This is a genomic window from Polyangiaceae bacterium (assembly GCA_020633235.1).
Lineage (GTDB): Bacteria > Myxococcota_A > Polyangia > Polyangiales > Polyangiaceae > JACKEA01.
This window is the reverse complement of the sequence record JACKEA010000001.1, coordinates 2,376,905-2,393,705: the sequence shown is the minus strand read 5'-3', so window position 1 is coordinate 2,393,705 and position 16,801 is coordinate 2,376,905. Positions and strand designations below refer to the sequence as shown.

Here is a 16,801-nt window from a genome sequence, read left to right as displayed (position 1 = left end):
CCCGCCGAAACCCTGCGACTGCAAGTGGACGCGCCCATCCCCGACCCAGCTGAGCTCGCCCCCTGGCGCAAGCTGGCGCCGGTGTGGACCGCCATCGTGCGGCGCGGACTGGCCAAGGAGCGGAGCGACCGCTTCGCATCGGCGATCGAGCTCTCCCACGCGCTGGCCGACGCCCTCGGCCGACGCGATTCGAGCGTCCCGCCCACCCGTGCGATTGGTCAGTGCCCAGCTTGCGGCGAAACCGGCATGGGACGATTCTGCGGCCACTGCGGGGGGCTTCTCGTCTCGCGGGGAGAAGCGGTCACGGAAGAGCTCGTCAAACAGGTCGAACGCAAAGGCTGACTTCAATGAGCATCATCAAGGAATTTCGTGAGTTCGCGGTCAAAGGCAACGTGGTGGACATGGCCGTCGGCGTCATCATCGGCGGGGCTTTCGGCAAGATCGTGACCTCCTTCGTGAACGACGTGATCACGCCTCCCCTTGGCGTGCTCATGGGTGGCAAGAACTTCTCCAACCTGACCTATGTGCTCAAGGAGGCGGCAGGCGAGGCCCCCGCCGTCACCATCAAGTACGGTGTCTTCATCCAGACGGTCGTCGACTTTCTCATCGTGGCGATTGCCATCTTCTCCGTGATCAAGGCCATGAACCGGCTGAAGCGCAAGGAAGAGGCCGCCCCCGCACCGCCGCCCGAGCCGACCGCGGAGGAGAAGCTCCTCACGGAAATCCGCGACGTGCTCAAGGAGAAGAGCGCCTGACCGTCGTCGTCAGCTGCACGTGAACGCGCTCCGTGCGGTCGGTCGGCGTGCCGTGCCGCCACACTCGGTTCTCGATCACCGTATCCACCACTTGCCGGCCGCTCAGGGCCAGCGGCCGGCGAGTGTCGAAGCTCACGGTGCGCTCTCCCGTCATGGTGAACGTCATCGGCTCGACCACCACTGCGGGGGCGGCACAGATGGCCGGCGCCGTGCCAGTGGAGCGTACGGAGCTGTGCACCTTCACCGTTGCGCCCGTTCCGGCGAGCTCCGTCAGCTCGAAGCGTGTCACGGCGTCGAGGTGCAACCCCATCTCGGTTTCGCTCTTCACTTCCCACTTCGCGCCGACCCCCACGGGCTCCCGGGGCACCGCCACCGCGAAGCGGAGCAAATTCGTCCGAAGCTTGCGTCCCAGGCCGGAGTCCTCCCCTTCGGACAGCTCGACCAGCACGGGCCCGCCGGGATCCACCTGGGCCTCCCCTCTCACGCCGCTCGTGGGGCCGAGCGCCTGCCGCACCCCTTCGTAGAAACCCACCGGCACGCCCTCGCGCTCTGGTACCTCGAGGTTGCCAAGGCCCAGGCTCAAGCGGGTGATGCCGTCCTTCACGGCGGTCACCTGCGCATCCACCGAGAAACGCACGAGCACGGGTGCCGGAGCCGCCGACAGCGTGGCTTCTTCTGCCATGTCCAAGCTCACGCGCTCGCCCACGGTCCCCACGAAGCGGAGCTCCCGCCGAGGCTCCGCGCCGGCGTCGACCAGCGTGAGGACGGGCTCCGATTCACGCACCCGCGGAGCGAGCCCGCACTCCGGCGCTTCCTTCTTCTTCTTGGGCGCTACTCGCGGGATGGGCGCCGGCGTCGGAGTCCTGGGCGGAGGGTCAGCGGCGCAGGCGACGCACGACGCCGCGACGAGGCCTTCAACCCAACGCACGTTCGACCGCTTGCCTCAGCTCCGCGCTGTCCGGCTCCGTCTGCGGGGCGAAACGCGCCAGCACCTTGCCATCGCGCCCCACCACGAACTTGGCGAAGTTCCACGCGATGTCCCCGGGGCCGTCCGGAGCGGTGTCCTGGGACGTGAGCCAAGCGTACAGCGGATGGCGGGCCTCCCCGTTGACATCGATCTTGGCGAACAACGGAAAGGTCACGGCGTACTTGGTCGAGCAAAACTGCTGGATCTCCTCCTCGGAGCCCGGCTCCTGGGCGCCGAACTGATTGCAGGGGAAGCCCAGCACCAAGAGGCCCTGCTCCCGGTACTTCTCGTACAGCGCTTGCAGGCCTGCGTAGTGCGGCGTCAGCCCGCACTCCGAGGCAACGTTCACCACCAGGAGCGCCTTGCCTTCGTAGTCCTCGAGCGCACGCTGGTGCCCATCGATGCCTTTCGCGGAGAAATCGAAAATCTTCATGCCCCATGCGTAGGGCATCAGACCCGCCGATGGAAGTCGTCGCGTTTGTTGACGCCCGCATCACACTGGCAGACCCTCCATCGAAGAATGTCTCGAGATGGTGGGGCGAGATCCTTCGAACGTCGCTTGCGGCTGATGCAGCTCTTGCCGCGGGCTCCAAAGAAGCTGTCGGCGCCGGAGCTGAGGCGAGCGCTCCGCGATCGCTTCGACATCCGCGTCACGGCGCGCACCGTCGAGCGCGATCTGGTCGAGCTCTCGGCGCTGCTTCCCGTCCACAGCGATGCAGAGCGCGGCACCAAGCCCTATGGCTGGTCCTGGCAGCAGGACGCGGATCCGGTCGAGCTGCCGCTGATGACGCCGCAGGCTGCCCTCACTTTCCATCTGGCCGAGCGCTTCCTGGCGGAGCTCTTGCCCCCCACTGCCCTGCGACCGATGCGCCCGCACTTCAGTCGCGCCAAACACGTCCTCGACGAGCTCCATCGCGAGGGTCTCGCTACCTGGCCCGACAAGATCCGCATCGTCGGCCGCGGGCAGCCGCTGCTACCGCCGCAGACGGACTCCACCGTGCTCGACGCCGTGTACGACGCGCTGCTGTCGGAGCGCTGCATCGAGGTCGACTATCGAAAGCGCGGCAGCGATTCGCTGGAGCACTACCTGGTTCATCCCATCGGCCTCGTGCTGCGCGATCGCGTCGCCTACCTGGTGTGCACCACGGAAGGGACGCCCGTGGTGCGCTCCCTCCGGCTGCACCGCATGCAGAGCGCTCGTGTGACGGAGCGCGCTCGGACCGTGCCCGCGGACTTCGATCTGGACGCCTTCGTGGCGGGCGGCGGCGCCGGCTATCGCACCGGGGATGCCTCCATCGCCCTCGAGCTCCGAGTGGCGGAGGACGTGGTCCACACCTTGGAAGAGACGCCGCTGTCGCACGATCAGCGCATCACGCCGCTCCCGGACGGCTGCTACCGCGTGCTGGCCCACGGCGCCGACACGCTCGATCTCCGCGGCTTCCTCAAATCCTACGGGGAGCTGGTCGACGTGGTGAAGCCGCACTGGCTTCGCGCGGAGATGGCCGAGGTCGCCGCGCAGCTCTCCGAGCTGTATCGCGACGCCCCGCGACCGCCGGCCTCCGTGCGGCCAAGCGAAGTGCCCACCAGTGCCCGTCGCCCGCTGGCCCGTTCTCCCGCGCCTCGACAGCACGAGAAGAAGCGCAAGCGCCGCTGACGGCGAGAGCGCACGAAATGCGTGCTACCGTGAAGGGACCATGGATCGTCGCTCTTTCCTTCTGGGCTCCGGTTTGGTGGTGGTCACGGGCTGCGTCCACAAGCCCACCATGGAGCTGCATCACGCCGAAATTCGCTCCGCGGGCCCCGCAGGCATCGGCATGCAGGTGTTCCTGCGCGTCAACAACGACAACAGCTTCGACGTGCAGGTGCGCAACGTGCGGGTGCAGACGACCATGGCCGGGCGCTGGACGCTGCCAGCCATGAGCTACAGCCCGAACCAGTGGCTGCCGGCGGACGGCACCACCATCGTGTCCGCGCCGGTGATCATTCCCTGGGGTCTCGTCGGTCCGCTGCTCGCGGAGACCGCTGCCAGCCCCACCATCAAATATCGCGTCCGCGGCGAAGCCGACGTGACGGCCATCCGCTCCGTCGGCATCCGCAGCAACAACTACCCGGTGGACGAAGAGGGCGAGATCCCACGCATTGCCGTGCTACAGGCCGCGCGCACGATGTTCCCCTTCAACTGAACCTCACTTCTGCTTCGAGTCGGGCTTCACGCCGGGCATGGCCTCGGAGTGTGAGTCCTGTTTGCTCGAGCAGCTCTCGTCCCCCAAGCTGTTGCACAAAATGCGGAGCATGGCCTTGTCGCGATCGCTGCCCTTGCCGGAAGCGACCAGCGCCTTGAGCCTGTCTTTCGTCTCCATCAGCCGCGCGCGGCTCGAGCCCGCGTCGGCGCCGCCGTCCGTCTTGGAATCCACGTGGACCCACTTGCGCGGCGCTGGCGGCGGCGTGGGCAGCGGCGCGTGCCCGTAGCGCTGCGTGGCGCTCGGAGCGGCCTGGGCGGCGTCGTCGGGCTCCTCCTTGTCGCACGCCGAAAGCGACAGCGCGGCGAGCAGCCCCACGGCGAGCAGTCCTCGGGCGAACATGGGCGACACCATAGCAGCGTTTTCGCCGCGTCGACGGGGTTGACGCGAGCGCCCGGGAGGCCCACTCAGCCCGACGTGACTGGCCTTCGGCGCATGGCCGTGGCGTGCATGCTGCTCGCCGTCGGCTGCGAGCGGCACACCGAGAGCGCGCCCGCCCCCCGCGCCTCCGCGCCCGCGTCCACTCCGCCGCGCCCCCTCCCCGCATTCTCCAAGGTCGCCGAAACGACCGCGCAGGCCCGGCTGTTCGACCTCGGGTCCCGCACCTTCGTCATCGCGAGCCGCATTCTGTACTCCGCCGACGACAAGGGCCTGCATCAAGACGTGGGGCTCCTGGCCGGCTTTGGTGGTCGCATCGCGGGGGTCTCCCATGCCGTCGGCGAGGGCTACTCCTTGATGGGGCGCTGGCCCGACGCGGCCTGGCTGTCCGCGTGGTCTCGCGGCGGCGCGCCCGGAAGGCCGGAGACCTGGAACCTGACCTATCGCTGGGTGCGCGATCGCTGGCAGCGCGTGGACGTCACGCGCGGCGACGAAGCGCTCCTCGGAGTTGCCTCCTGGCGAAACGGAAGCGCCCTGGCATTGATCGGCGACGCCCACGGCGTGCGCCTCACCCCCGCCAACAGTCTCGGCCAGCTCGACGTCACGCCGACCGCGTCCAGCCACGATGGCTGCCGCACCGCGCTCGCCGGTCGAAGCCTCGGCGCGCGCCCACCGGAAGAGAGTGCCATCGTCGCGTTTCAGTCCGGTCCCGTGCTGCTCGCCGGCACTCGTTGCGACGCCCCCGGTCGTCTCGCCGTCGAGCGCCTGAGTCCTCGGGGCCCGAGCACGCTCACGGATCTCCCGGCCGCGAAGCCCGCCACGAATCCCAGCTTCGAGCTCGCCGCCGCATCGGAGAAAGACGTCCACCTGCTCGAGCGCGAGAGCGGCCAACTCTGGCACTTCGACGGTACCCGCTGGTCGCACAGCGAAGGCGGTCCCTACCTCGCCATCGCCGTGTCCCGCCAGAATACCTTTTGGGTCGTGACGGCGCGGAACCTCGCGTTCCGCCGGCCCGGCGAAGATCTCGTCAGTGTGCCGCTCGAGCTCGCGCCCGGGGAGGAGCTCCGCGAGATCTCGGCGCCCAGCGACGACGACGTGTGGCTCCTATCCCAGCGCGGAGAGCAGCGCGTGCTCCGGGCCAGCGGACCATCGCGCGGCCCTCTCGAACGCCTCCCCGGTGACGACGCCCATTGGTCCCGCGGCATCCCACGACAGCCTTTGTCGCCGGTGTGTCAGCAGCCGTACGTGCTGTTGCTCTCGCGGGTCAACCCCAAGGAGACGGCCTTCGCCGGCGTGCAGCAGCGGCTGAAGGGCCTCGAGGGCGTCCAGCTCGTGACGGAGCTCGGCCCCTTGTGGACCCAGCTCGGCGCGACGGTGAGGAGCATCCCCGTGGGCCGTCAGGTCATCGAGCGCATGCGCGGCTACCCGCGAGCGCACCCCACGCTCTTTTGCCACGCGCCCAAGGTGGCGCGCGTCATCGCGCCGCTGTGACCCTTCACGCGCTGGGACCGCGTTCCACGCGCCACAGGGCGTCGACGAACCAGCGCCGCTCGTCCAAGAACTCCGCGTCGATGGCGAAGCCCGTGTCCCGCGCCAGCATCGTGACGTCGTCCCGCAGGTACTTGTACGAGTACTCCGTGTGGATCGGCTCCCAGGGAGCAAAGTCGAAAGCGAGATGCAACGCCTCGATGGAAATCGACTGCTGCTCCAAGCTCACGAGGTAGCTCTCCATCGCGCCGCTGAAGACGTCGTAAGTACCGAAGTGGCGGAACTTGCCGACGTCGAAGTGCCCGCCGAGCTCGCGATTGATCCTGCGGAGCAGGTTCAAGTTGAACTCCGCCGTCACGCCCTTGGGGTCGTTGTACGCCCGCAAGAGCACGTCGATGTCCTTCTTGAGATCGAAGCCGATCAGCAAGTAGTCCCCATGCCGGAGCGCGCTCCAAAGGCGGCGCAAGAACGCCCGCGCGCGGGCGCGATCGAAGTTGCCGATGTTGGAGCCCAGGAACAGCACCAGGTTCTTGCGCTCCGCGTGCGCCTCCGCGAGCCAGTGCAGGCCATCGGTGTATTCGCTCACCAGGCCCTCGATGGGCACGCCCGGCAATCGAGCCCGCGTCCGCTCGGTGACGTCGACCATGGCGCCTTCGGAGATGTCGATGGGCACGTAGCGGAAGTCCACGCTGCGGCGCTTCATGTGCTCCAGCAAGATCATCGTCTTGCTCCCGTCGCCGGCCCCCAGATCCACTACGTTGATGGGATGGGCCGCCACGGCGTCGACGATGTCGCCCTTGTGCGCCTCGAAGATCTGACGCTCGAGATTGGTGAGGTAGTACTCGTCCAAGTTCATGATCTCTTGGAAGAGCCGGCTGCCCTCGTCGTCATAGAACAAGCGGGACGGCAGGCTCTTCGGCCGCCCGCTGAGCCCCACCAGGACCTCGTAGGCGAGCTCGCGATCTTCGTCCCGGAGCTTTGCGCGCTCACGAGCGTCGAGAACGCGATAGTCGCGCCGGTCCGGGGCCGGACTTTGTCGAGACATGCTCCCTCCTGCTTTCGCGTGGGCCTCAGTTATGGGGAAGCTCGCCGGCGATGGCTAGAGCGGAGCGCCGAGTCTCCTGACATTTCTCGAAATCGTGACAATCTCGAGATACCGCGCGGCTACTGCGGGTGGATCGCCTGGGCCGCTTTTTGGGCCAGCGCCTTCATCTCGTCCACCTTGCCCGCCGGGTCCGGAGCGGTAGTGCCGGCGGTGCCGTAGCTCAACGATATCGCCCAGTTGCCCTGAAGCCACGCGACCTCCACGCCGGCGATGGCGTTGACCCGCACGTAGCCTTGATCGCCGATGCTCACGGGATCCGAGTCCGTCGGCGCGCTGTAGTAGCTCTGGCCGTCGAAGCCGCGGAACTCCATCAGCTGGCTGTAGTCGCCGTTGTCGAAACCCCACAGGCACTCGCCCAGGAAGTTCGGGTCGGTGTTCGCGGTCCCGGTCTCCTTGGCGGCGGTGTTGCCGAAGATCGCCGTGGCATCGTCCGCGGTGACGATCGAGCAGGCATCGAAAGAGCTACCCGCGCCGCCGCCACCGCCACTGCCCCCGCTGCCACTGCTGCTGTCACTGCCGCCGCAGCCCGAAACACAAAGCGCGCTGGCCACCAGCGCGAGCGAGAGAAAGCTCGTCGTCTTCATCGTGATTCCCTCCACACCTGACGGGGTCATAGCACACGTGCTTCGGCATTCCGAAGTTGCCGGGGCGCGAGTGGGCGCGGCGAACCAACATCAAATCGGCCCTGGGGCCCACGCTGACGCGTCGGGGCGTGCGGTGGCGAGGTGCAGAACGCCACGTTCTGGGATCCGGGCCCGCCGCCCGGCCCGTCAATCGTGATACCGTGCGGAATTGTGACTCATCCCCAAGTGGGCGACGTGATCGACCGGCGCTACCTCTTGGTTCGCGAGATCGACCGGGGGGGCGTGGGAGCCGTCTACGAGGCGGAGCATCGGATCACCCAACGCTCGGTGGCCCTGAAGCTCTTGTCCGAGCACCATCGGACCAGCCCGGAGAGTCGCGCACGGCTCTTGCGTGAAGCGCGAGCGCTCACCCTGGCGCGCCACCGAAACGTGGTGGCAGCCCTGGATGCCGGCGAGCTCGACGACGGGCAGCCGTACCTGGTGATGGAGCTGATGGAGGGGCGCACGCTTTCGGGGCTTCTCACCGCCCGGCGCAAGCTCGGCGTCGCGGAAACCGTGAGCGTGGGGATCCAGCTGTGCGACGCCGTGAGCCAGGCCCATGCCCGCGGCGTGATCCACCGCGACGTCAAGCCGCAGAACGTGTTCGTGGCGCGGGACGAAGTCGGGGAAGAGGTCATCAAGCTGTTCGACTTCGGCCTGGCGCGCCTCTCCGGGGAGAGCGAGAACATCCCCGACAAGAAGCTCACGGACCACGGCAAGGTGATGGGCACGGCGGAGTACATGGCGCCGGAGCAGCTGCTGGCGAAGGACGTGGATCACCGCGCGGACGTGTATTCGATAGGCTCCACACTCTACGAATGCCTCGCCGGCGTGGTGCCGTTCGAAGGCACCTTCGGGGAAGTGCTGCTCAAGGTGAGCACGGAAGAGCTCCCTCCCCTCGCCGTTCGGGTACCCGACGCCCCGGTAGACCTGTGCCGGGCCATCGAGAAGGCCCTAGCCAAGGATCCTGCCGGGCGCTGGCAGGACGTCCATGACCTGTCTCGGGCGCTGACAGCGGGAACCGACTCTCCCTTCGCCAAGGAATCCTTGCTCGGCATTCGCACCTCCGCGCGGCCGAAGCAGGCAGCGGAACCGACGCGTCAGCGCCGGCGCTACGCCCGCGCGCCCTACGTGACACCCGTCCGCATCGTGGAAGAGAGCGGCCGCACCGTGGACGGCCGCAGCGAGGACATCTCCGAGGGCGGCCTGCTGGTGCTGACGGAAGAGCCCTGCACCATGAATGCGCGGGTGGAGGTGCGCTTCGCGCTGCCCACCACCGGGCGCATCGCGACCGCCACGGCGACGACCCGCTGGGCCCGCATCGTTCGGGGTACCGGCGCCGCGGGTCTGGAATTCGAGGCCCTGGCCGACCCGATCCGCCAAGCGATTCAGGCTTACGTCACGATGATGGGCGGCATCCTGTAGAGAAAGTGCCTGACGGCGGCGCGCCCAAGCGCTAATCCCCGGGAGCTTTCCCGCATGGGCGCTTACTTGTCACGGCAGCGACTCGAACGATGGCGATGGCCCGGCGTCGCGGCCTTGGTCGCGGCGGTGTGTATCGGCGTCCTGATCTGGCACGTCCTCCGCTACCCGACGTTCTTCTTCGACGACTCGTTCATCTCCCTGCGCTACGCGGATCGACTGCGCAGCGGTCACGGTCTCACCTGGACCGACGGTGAGCGCGTCGAGGGCTACTCGAACCTCTTGTGGGTGCTGCTGATCGCCGCCATCGGCACCGTGAGCCCTTCGCTCATCGATCCGACGCGCATCGTCGGCACCGTGTGCACCGGCCTCTGTATCGTCGCGTTGGTGGTGATGCATCGTCCGCGCCGCCTGAGGGAGGTGGTCGTACCGCTGTACGCGGGGCTGGCGCTGGCGCTGTCGGGTCCGGTCGCGGCGTGGTCCGTGGGAGGGCTGGAGGCGCCGCTCTTGATCGCCCTCTTGGCCTGGGCCATCGCGCTCCTGTATCCGAAGCTCGACGCCGACGCGGTCGGGCTTCGCGACGCGGTCGGGCCGGGTGTGCTGTTGGGCCTCGTGTGCTTGACCCGACCGGACGGCGCGCTGTTCACCGCGACGCTGTGCCTGGGGCTCGTGATCGCCCGCGGCCGCCTCGGGTTTCGGCTGGCCCTGCCAGTAGCGGCGATTTCCGCTGCGTTCTTCCTCGGCCAGCTCGGGTTCCGCCGGCTCTACTACCACGCGTGGCTGCCCAACACGTCCAGCAAGTTGGAGACCTCCAAGGCTCAGCTTCACGTGGGCATCGACTACGTCACGAACGGCATCGCGCTCCGGGTGGCGCTCTTGGCCGTGGCCGCAACCACACTCCTGCTCGTGGTCAACGACCGTACCGTACGCCGGCGGGTCGCCCTGTTGTTCCCGTCTTTCGCGGCGTGGATCGGATACCAGATCGCGATCGGCGGCGACTTCATGCCTCAGGTTCGCCACCTCGTTCCCGCGCTGCTGCTCGTGGTGCTGATCGCCGCGGAGGGGATTCGCTGGATCGCGAACCAGAAGCGACCGTACTTCCTCGGCGCGTGGCTCTTGGGGGCTGCTTCTTTGGGGCGCTACGGCTGGGCCCAGCAGCACGATTGGAATCGCTGGGATGCGGAGAACAGCGCTTGGTACTGGCAGGGCCGACCCATCGGCTTGTTCTTCCGCGACGCCTTCGGCGACAAACAAGCACTGCTCGCCGTAGATGCCGCCGGCGCCCTTCCCTTCTTCTATCGCGGTCCGGCCCTGGACATGCTCGGGCTGAACGATCGCTACATCGCGACCCACCCGCCCAAGCATCCCTTCGGACCCGTCGGCCACCAGCTGGGGGACGGAAAGTACGTCTGGTCTCGAAAGCCGGATCTGATCGTGTTTCACCTCCCCGTGGGCCGCGCAACGCCCATGTGGCGCGGCGACTGGGAGCTCTACCGCCAACCGGGCTTCGCTCGGACCTGTCGGCTCATCCACTACGAAACCGTGCGCCCCTACCGCATGAGCGGCGAGGTGTTCGTACGCCAGCTCGACGGCCCGCTCGGGGTGCAGCGCGAAGGCGGTCACATCACGGTGCCGGGCTACCTGTTCGGCGCGGCCGAGGCTCCCGCCACCTTGGACGACCAGGACCGCGTGGCCCTGCGGCTGGATCCTGGCAAGAACGCCTCCCTCGCCGTCAGTGTGCCCAGCGGCGCGTGGAGCATGGAGGCATCGGCGTCGGCCCACGTGATGCTGAGCGTGATCGGCGGCCGCGCTTTCGCGTCAGGCACGGACCATGTGGATTTCACCGCTCCCGACGGGGCGAACGCGATGACGACACTGCGCGTGGCGAACCCCTCCGACGCCCCAGTCTTCGTCTACCGAATCACGCTCGCCCCTCGAGCTCTTTGACGGCTTCGTCCTCGTCCTCGCCCAGGGCCAGCCGCACCGCCGCTTCCACGTCCGGACCGTGCGCAGGATCGAGCGCGAACACGGTCACCACCGCGCCGTCCGCGTGCACCGTCACCTCCGGCTCCCGGGCGAACGCGGACCAGTGGCTCAAGAGCGCTGCGTGCACGATGCGGCGCTTGGTGTCCGCGAAAGACGCGCCGAAGACGCGCCGGATCCGGAACTCGTGCGGCGTGATGCCCCCCAAGCTGCGGGTCCGTACGATGGGCGACCGCGCCACGCGGCTGTAGGGCAAGATGGCCTGATCGCCGGAGGTCGTCTCCAGCACCATCACGCGATAGCCCATGCGCACGATCTTGCCTTCGAGATCTCCGACGCGGACGTGATCGCCGGTGTGGCACACGCGGCCGGACTTCAGCGCGACGCCCGCCAAGAAGTCGCGCATCGTGGGCCACGCCGCGGCGGAGAACCCCGCCACAACCAGGGCGAGCACGAAGGGCAGCGCCGCGGGCTGGGAACGAAACACGCTGCGCACCGCGAACAGCGCATAGGCGAGCGCCACCAGAGCGCCGAGTATGGGGCTCGCGCGCTCGAGCAGCGCCCGCCGCTCCTTGTTCATGGGCACGACGTCGAGCATCCAGCGAATCCCCCGGAGGGCAGCCCACAAGAGGCTGCCGCCGAGCAGCACCAGCAGCAGATCGAACCCGAGGGAGCCGAAGGCGTCCGTCACGACAGGAGCCCCTGCCGCCGGAGTCGGTTGGCGACGATGTGATGGACGAAGGGATTGATCTCGAGCACCCGTTGCCGGCTCTCCACGAGCAGACCGGCGCGGCGCAAGGGGTCGAGGTCCCGCGCCAGCTCCTCGGGCGTCGTCTTGGTGACGCGGGCCAGCCGCCGTGGCGAAATCTGCTTGTGAAGCACCAGCTCGAGCAGTAGCGCGGTCCACTCGCTCTTGAGCTCGTCCACCACTTCCCAGCGCTCGGCCCGCGGCACTCGCACGCTCAAGGCGTCGCCGCTGGCCTTGTCCACGTGCGTGATCCACGCCCGTAGGGCAGCTCCCACGACACCGCCGGAGTAGTCGAAGAAGCTCGAGAACAGCCGCGCCAACCTGAGCTCCCCGAGGTCGTCCTCGGCCTCACCGTCGAGGGAAAACTTGGCGCCAGTGGACGCGTGGCGGACCGTGACCACGGTCTTCAGCGCTTCGGCGGGCAACGGCGCGCAGCGCAGCACCGCCAGCGCCCGATCCGACACCGGTCGCAGTCGATCCAGGAGCCCCAAGGTCTGATCCCCGAGCGTGATGACGAACAACACGCGCCTTCCGTGGCGCTGCATCAGCCCGAGCACGTGGTCCACCACCGACAGCCCCTCCGGGCTCCGCTCCCACCACAGCTCGAGGTCGTCGATCACCACGGCGCTGCCCTCCGGAAGCGCCGACAGCACCTCGTCCGCAGTGCCGCGCTTGTCCGCGGCCTTGGCCAGAGCCGCCTCGAAGGCGCGCACCTCCACCGAGCCCCCCGGCCGCGGCAGCACGCGCACGACCTCCTTGCCCGGCAGCAGGTCACTCGTGATGCGCTGAGCGAGGGCCGTCTTGCCCGAGCCCCGCGCGCCAACCACCAACAGCGCGCCGCTCACGCCCCGACGGAACTGCGCCACCGCGCGCCGCGCCCGCGACAGCTCTTCGGCCCGCCCCACCCAGAATGCTTCGGACACCGCCGCCTGGCCGAAGAACAGCTGCCGATAGTAGAACGGCAAGGCCTCGAGCACCTCGCTGCGCGGCGAGTTGGCTTCCACCAGCGACGCCAACCGGTCCACCAGCGCCCCGCCCGGATGTGCTTCCGCTTCCAGCTGTCGCGCGAGCAGCACTCCCTCGCTGCGCCGATACACCAAGTTCACGAGCGCGCGGCGCCCAGCCGTGACCCCGCGCCGCAAGAGACCCCGCGCACCGCTCACCGCCGCCCGACCTTGATGCAGGCGGATGTGTTGCTCGAGGTTGTCGCTGGCGGCGCCGAGATCATAAGCGTTGGTGCCGTCCACCACGTTCGCGAGGCGGTCGTCGAAGGCCAGAACTACCTCCGGCAGCAGCTGCTTGAGTCGATCCAGCTCCGCGCCCGTGCGCTCGAGGCCGTTGTCGATCACCTCCAATAGCTGCTCCCGCAGCACTTTCTTCTCTGCGCCCTCGGCAGCGTCGATCTCGCTCAGCTGAAACGAGATCAGCCGCACCACGTCCTGCGCCACCCCGGCGGCCCGCTGCTCCGCCTTGGGAATGCGCCCGAGATCTTCCGCCAAGCCGCCCACGAAGCGCGACTCCACCAAGAACTGCACCAACCGCCGTACCGGCAGCTCCGTCAGCTCCGCCACCTCACCGCGCCCCTCTTCCAGCGCCTGAACCGACTCCTCGTTCAAGGTAGTGACGGTTTCCGGCAGCTCCGCCGTGAGCTCCGCGGCTTCGCGCAGCAAGGCGTCCACCACCGGTTTCGGTTCGAAGCGCGTTCCAAGCTCCAGATGCACCGAGAACTTCGGCGCGGCGCCCTCGTCCGACAGCGACGCGCGGAACTCCTTCAGGTTCTGAATCAGCGTCTCGCACTCGCTGGTCACGCCGTTCTTCACGTCCAGCTCCACCTGGTCGCGCTCGCGGCTGGAGATGGCGCTGAGCCGATGCTGGAACGACGAGAGCTTCAACGCCAACTCGCCGAGCTCCACCAGCCGCGCCTGATTCTCCCGCCACCGCGCCGGCATTTCCGTCAGCGCCGTCGCTTGGGCCGCGGCGTCGCGAGGGAGGCGCCGCTCTTTCTTGATCACGCGGCGGACATCCAACCGATCGATGTCCGCCGCGAAGCGAACCGCGAGGTCCCGCGCCGCCACCAACAAAAACCATTGCTGATGATTGACGCGCTCCTTGCTGCGGTCCACGAGCTCCGCCAGCCGGCCCACCACCTGGCTCCGCTGCTCTTTCACGATGGCCACGGCCTTGTCGCCTTCGGAATCCGGCGCCGCGGCGATGGAGTCGATCACCTTGCCCAGGGCGATCACCATCTGGTGCGTATCGGTCTCCAGCTGCCGCACCGCAGCGCGGAGCCCGTCTCGCGTGGCCTCGAAGAAGTAGTAGTCCCTGAGCAGCGCGGCGGGCACGCGATAGCTCACGCCTTCGGTGCGCCGCATGCGCGCGGCCAAGCGGCGACGCAGCTTGAAGCCTCGCTCGTAATCGGAGTCGTTGGCTCGCGGCTCGAAGGCCTCGGCATCGCGCCGCACGTTGAGCTCCTCGCGGCGGCGACGCCGATCCACCACGCGATCGTCCGAGAGGAACGCCTGGATGCGCTCCGACAATATGCCGCTCTGCTCGTCCAGGTGGCGACTCCGAAACTCTTCCAGGGCCTGTTGGCACTCGAGGAGCAGGCTGCTCTGAGCGCGGTTCGTGGCGTTCTTCACCCGGCGCAGGTTCTGGGCTTCCACGGCCTTCTCCAGCGCGGAGAAGTAGCGCTCGACGGCGTCGATCACCTTGCGCAAGAGCTCCACGTGACGCCCGTGCACGCGCTGCACGCAGTCCTCGTGGAAGTGGCTCATCAGCCGCTGGAGCGCCTCCGCGAACTCGCTGCTCTCGCGGGCCAGGTCCGGGGTCTCGGGCAGCACCAGCTCCGGCAGCTCCCGCGCGCCGTCGTCCCCAACGGGCGGCAGGAAGCTCACCGCTGCCTCGCGCGCCACGTGTAGCGATTCCTGGAACGTGGACGACGCGCGGATCAGGAGCACGCTGCCGAGGGCCTCGACCATGCGTCCGACCCGCCCCTGATACTCCGGAGTCAGCTCGCCCGCGTCGCTCGGCAGTCCCACCACCGTGAGCGCCGCGTCGCTCGATTCCTCGGCCACCAGCTCTTCGAAGCTCTTGTCCTCGAAGCGCTCGTTGAGCACCCGGATGGTGGCCTCCAAGCGCGCCTCCGCCAGCATGTGTCGCGCCGAGCTCCGCAAGTGGTCATTGGCGGAAGTGTCCGGACTGGCGAGCAGCAGCCGCACGTGCGCCCGTTCCCAGCGCGCTTCTCGCGTGATGAAGCGAAGCAGCGCGATGCTGAAGCCGAGGTTGCCGCCATCGAGCCGCCACCATACGTCGATGCGCTGCTTGCTCGGCAGCTCCTGGGCGGGATCGAAGAGCAACAGATTGAAGTCTTGCTCGGAGGCACCATCGAGCAACGTGGCGAAGCGCTCGGGATCGTGCCGGTGCGCCGACCACGGCAAGAGCAGCGTGTTGGGCTCCAGCGCGGCGAAGCCATGGTAGCGACAGATGCTGGCCACGGCGTCGTAGCGGTCCTCGCAGGTGATGCGCTTGTGGAACACCCCCACCCGTGATTCGTCTTCTGCCGAGGGTTGTTGGTCCGGCGCGCGCCCCTTCGCGGACGGCCCCGCGGGGGCAGCGCTGCCCGGCTCGGCGAGCTCGAAGTCCGTCACCATTCCGTTCTCGCTCACCAGCGAGCGGGCCATGTCCGTGAGCGCGACCTTGGCGGGAGAGTCCGGTCCGCGGAACAACAGGATGTTGGGGCGCCAGTTGCGCTTCTTCTCGCTCTCGCTGGACAGCCGCGAGAGGCCCGAGCGGATCAGGGACGACCAGATCCCGGCCCAAGCGTCTCCGGCCTCGAGCTCCAGCTGCTTGCGCTGCAGGTAGAAGAAGAGCCCCGCCATGATCGCGGTGGCGCCGGCCATGGCCAAGATGTCGAGCTGGATCATCACCAGCACGGCGGTGATGGCGCCCACGATGCTGACGAACTTGGGGATGCGGAACGAGGGGCGGAAATCCGGACTGGCCCAGCTCTCGATGGCCGCGCTCAGGTTCAAGAATCCGTAGGTGGTGAGGAACACCATCGACACGATCCGCGCGATGGCATCGAGCTCCGCGATCAGGATGCCGCCCTCGGCGATGGCGAAGGCGAGCACCAAGGCGTTGCGCGGCTCGTTGGTCTTGCCGTAGCCGCGCCCGAACCAGCGCGGAGTGATGGCATCACTGCTGAGCGCTTGCAGAATCCGCGGCGCCCCCATGATGCTGCCAATGGCGCTCGACAGCGTCGCGCCCCAGATGCCCGCCACCACCGCGGGGCCGATCCAGGAGACGTGAATGAGAACGTCCTGGTCCTTCATCAGCTGGTCGGCGGGCACGCGGTAGGCGAGCAACACGGCGAGCCCCACGTACACCGCCAAGCCGACGGCGATCGCGGCCATGGTGCCGCGCGGGATGCTCGACTTCGGGTTGCGAAGGTCGCCGGACATGTTCACGCCGGCGGTGAAGCCCGTCACGGCCGGAAAGAAGATGCCGAACAGCTCCGCGGCATTGGCGCCGGCAGCCGGAGCGCTCAGGTGGGGTGCCGCCGGCTTCGGGGGCGAGCCGAGCAGCACGCTCACCAGAGACGCCGCGATCAACGCCAAGATGAGATACTGCGTCTTGATCGCGAACTCGGTGCTGATCAGCGTGATCGCGGTGATCACCACCAGCGTGATGCTGCCGCAGATGCGAATCGCGGCGCTGGTCTTCTCGATGTTCAGGTAGCTGAGGAAGCTCTCCGAGAAGCCGATGATGTACAGGCTGACGCTGAACGCGAGCCCCAGGAACAGCGCCAAGCCCAGGGTCCCGCCAATGGGCAGCCCCAAGCTGCGGGACACGATGTAGTAAGGCCCGCCGGCACCGACCTTCTTGTCGGTGGCGATGCTCGAGATACTGAGGCCCGTGCTGATGCTGATGACGTGGGAGACACCGATGATCCCCAGGGCCATGTACAGGCCCGCGCTGCCCACCACCCAGGGCAAGCGCAGATACATGATCACGCCCAGGATCGTCAGGATGCTCGGCGTGAAGACGCCGCCGAACGTTCCGAATTTTCCGTCCTTGGCCACAGGCTCGAGAG

14 protein-coding genes are annotated in these 16,801 nt (G+C 68.0%); 7 read left to right on the top strand and 7 right to left on the bottom strand.

Translation table 11 applies throughout. The features are described 5' to 3' along the window. Together H6717_10555 and mscL are read left to right on the top strand one after the other, a co-directional pair. The coding region (locus H6717_10555; GenBank protein MCB9577451.1) for a hypothetical protein at positions 1 to 342 on the top strand (342 nt) is incomplete at its 5' end. A gap of 11 nt (positions 343 to 353) precedes the next feature. Further along, positions 354 to 755 (top strand): large-conductance mechanosensitive channel protein MscL, encoded by a 402-nt coding sequence (gene mscL / locus H6717_10550; protein ID MCB9577450.1) that lies wholly within the window; start codon positions 354 to 356, stop codon positions 753 to 755. On the opposite strand, the gene H6717_10545 is transcribed toward mscL, so the two are convergent. Both H6717_10545 and H6717_10540 read right to left on the bottom strand, forming a co-directional pair. After that, entirely contained in the window at positions 736 to 1,683 is a 948-nt protein-coding gene (locus H6717_10545; protein MCB9577449.1) for a hypothetical protein, read from the bottom strand. The two genes, mscL and H6717_10545, sit on opposite strands and share 20 nt — an antisense overlap. Beyond that, the gene (locus H6717_10540; protein ID MCB9577448.1) at positions 1,670 to 2,155 is read right to left on the bottom strand and encodes a glutathione peroxidase; all 486 of its coding nucleotides are present in this window, start codon (positions 2,153 to 2,155) and stop codon (positions 1,670 to 1,672) included. The genes H6717_10545 and H6717_10540 overlap by 14 nt, the downstream gene beginning before the upstream one ends. 87 nt (positions 2,156 to 2,242) lie before the next feature. On the opposite strand from H6717_10540, the gene H6717_10535 reads away from it, so the two are divergent. Further along, on the top strand, positions 2,243 to 3,376 hold the full coding sequence (locus tag H6717_10535; protein ID MCB9577447.1) for a WYL domain-containing protein: 1,134 nt from the start codon (positions 2,243 to 2,245) through the stop codon (positions 3,374 to 3,376). 40 nt (positions 3,377 to 3,416) lie between these two features. Next, on the top strand, positions 3,417 to 3,905 hold the full coding sequence (locus H6717_10530) for an LEA type 2 family protein (protein ID MCB9577446.1): 489 nt from the start codon (positions 3,417 to 3,419) through the stop codon (positions 3,903 to 3,905). A gap of 3 nt (positions 3,906 to 3,908) precedes the next feature. On the opposite strand, the gene H6717_10525 is transcribed toward H6717_10530, so the two are convergent. Then, positions 3,909 to 4,304: a hypothetical protein gene (locus H6717_10525; GenBank protein MCB9577445.1), complete on the bottom strand. Its 396-nt coding sequence runs from the start codon at positions 4,302 to 4,304 to the stop codon at positions 3,909 to 3,911. A 75-nt stretch (positions 4,305 to 4,379) separates the two neighbouring features. Between H6717_10525 and H6717_10520 the strand changes: the two genes are divergently transcribed. Next, positions 4,380 to 5,831: a hypothetical protein gene (locus tag H6717_10520; protein MCB9577444.1), complete on the top strand. Its 1,452-nt coding sequence runs from the start codon at positions 4,380 to 4,382 to the stop codon at positions 5,829 to 5,831. Between the two features lie 4 nt (positions 5,832 to 5,835). On the opposite strand, the gene egtD is transcribed toward H6717_10520, so the two are convergent. Together egtD and H6717_10510 are read right to left on the bottom strand one after the other, a co-directional pair. Further along, the gene (gene egtD / locus H6717_10515; GenBank protein ID MCB9577443.1) at positions 5,836 to 6,873 is read right to left on the bottom strand and encodes an L-histidine N(alpha)-methyltransferase; all 1,038 of its coding nucleotides are present in this window, start codon (positions 6,871 to 6,873) and stop codon (positions 5,836 to 5,838) included. A 119-nt stretch (positions 6,874 to 6,992) separates the two neighbouring features. Further along, positions 6,993 to 7,517, bottom strand: a complete 525-nt coding sequence (locus tag H6717_10510; GenBank protein MCB9577442.1) for a hypothetical protein — start codon at positions 7,515 to 7,517, stop codon at positions 6,993 to 6,995. A gap of 210 nt (positions 7,518 to 7,727) precedes the next feature. Here H6717_10510 and H6717_10505 point away from each other — a divergent pair, with 210 nt between their 5' ends. After that, complete coding sequence (locus tag H6717_10505; GenBank protein MCB9577441.1) at positions 7,728 to 8,981, top strand: protein kinase; 1,254 nt, start codon at positions 7,728 to 7,730, stop codon at positions 8,979 to 8,981. A gap of 54 nt (positions 8,982 to 9,035) precedes the next feature. Beyond that, positions 9,036 to 10,925, top strand: a complete 1,890-nt coding sequence (locus H6717_10500) for a hypothetical protein (protein ID MCB9577440.1) — start codon at positions 9,036 to 9,038, stop codon at positions 10,923 to 10,925. On the opposite strand, the gene H6717_10495 is transcribed toward H6717_10500, so the two are convergent. Further along, on the bottom strand, positions 10,900 to 11,652 hold the full coding sequence (locus tag H6717_10495; GenBank protein ID MCB9577439.1) for a mechanosensitive ion channel family protein: 753 nt from the start codon (positions 11,650 to 11,652) through the stop codon (positions 10,900 to 10,902). The genes H6717_10500 and H6717_10495 overlap by 26 nt on opposite strands. Further along, positions 11,649 to 16,790: a hypothetical protein gene (locus H6717_10490; GenBank protein MCB9577438.1), complete on the bottom strand. Its 5,142-nt coding sequence runs from the start codon at positions 16,788 to 16,790 to the stop codon at positions 11,649 to 11,651. Before H6717_10490 ends, H6717_10495 begins: the two co-directional genes overlap by 4 nt. Positions 16,791 to 16,801: the final 11 nt, after the last annotated feature.

What these genes read in the sequence shown, in the direction of transcription:
- egtD (MCB9577443.1), bottom strand. Translation starts at nt 6,873, where the DNA reads ATGTCTCGACAAAGTCCGGCCCCGGACCGGCGCGACTATCGCGTTCTC.
- H6717_10525 (MCB9577445.1), bottom strand. Translation starts at nt 4,304, where the DNA reads ATGTTCGCCCGAGGACTGCTCGCCGTGGGGCTGCTCGCCGCGCTGTCG.
- H6717_10540 (MCB9577448.1), bottom strand. Translation starts at nt 2,155, where the DNA reads ATGAAGATTTTCGATTTCTCCGCGAAAGGCATCGATGGGCACCAGCGT.
- H6717_10510 (MCB9577442.1), bottom strand. Translation starts at nt 7,517, where the DNA reads ATGAAGACGACGAGCTTTCTCTCGCTCGCGCTGGTGGCCAGCGCGCTT.
- H6717_10530 (MCB9577446.1), top strand. Translation starts at nt 3,417, where the DNA reads ATGGATCGTCGCTCTTTCCTTCTGGGCTCCGGTTTGGTGGTGGTCACG.
- H6717_10535 (MCB9577447.1), top strand. Translation starts at nt 2,243, where the DNA reads ATGTCTCGAGATGGTGGGGCGAGATCCTTCGAACGTCGCTTGCGGCTG.
- H6717_10500 (MCB9577440.1), top strand. Translation starts at nt 9,036, where the DNA reads ATGGGCGCTTACTTGTCACGGCAGCGACTCGAACGATGGCGATGGCCC.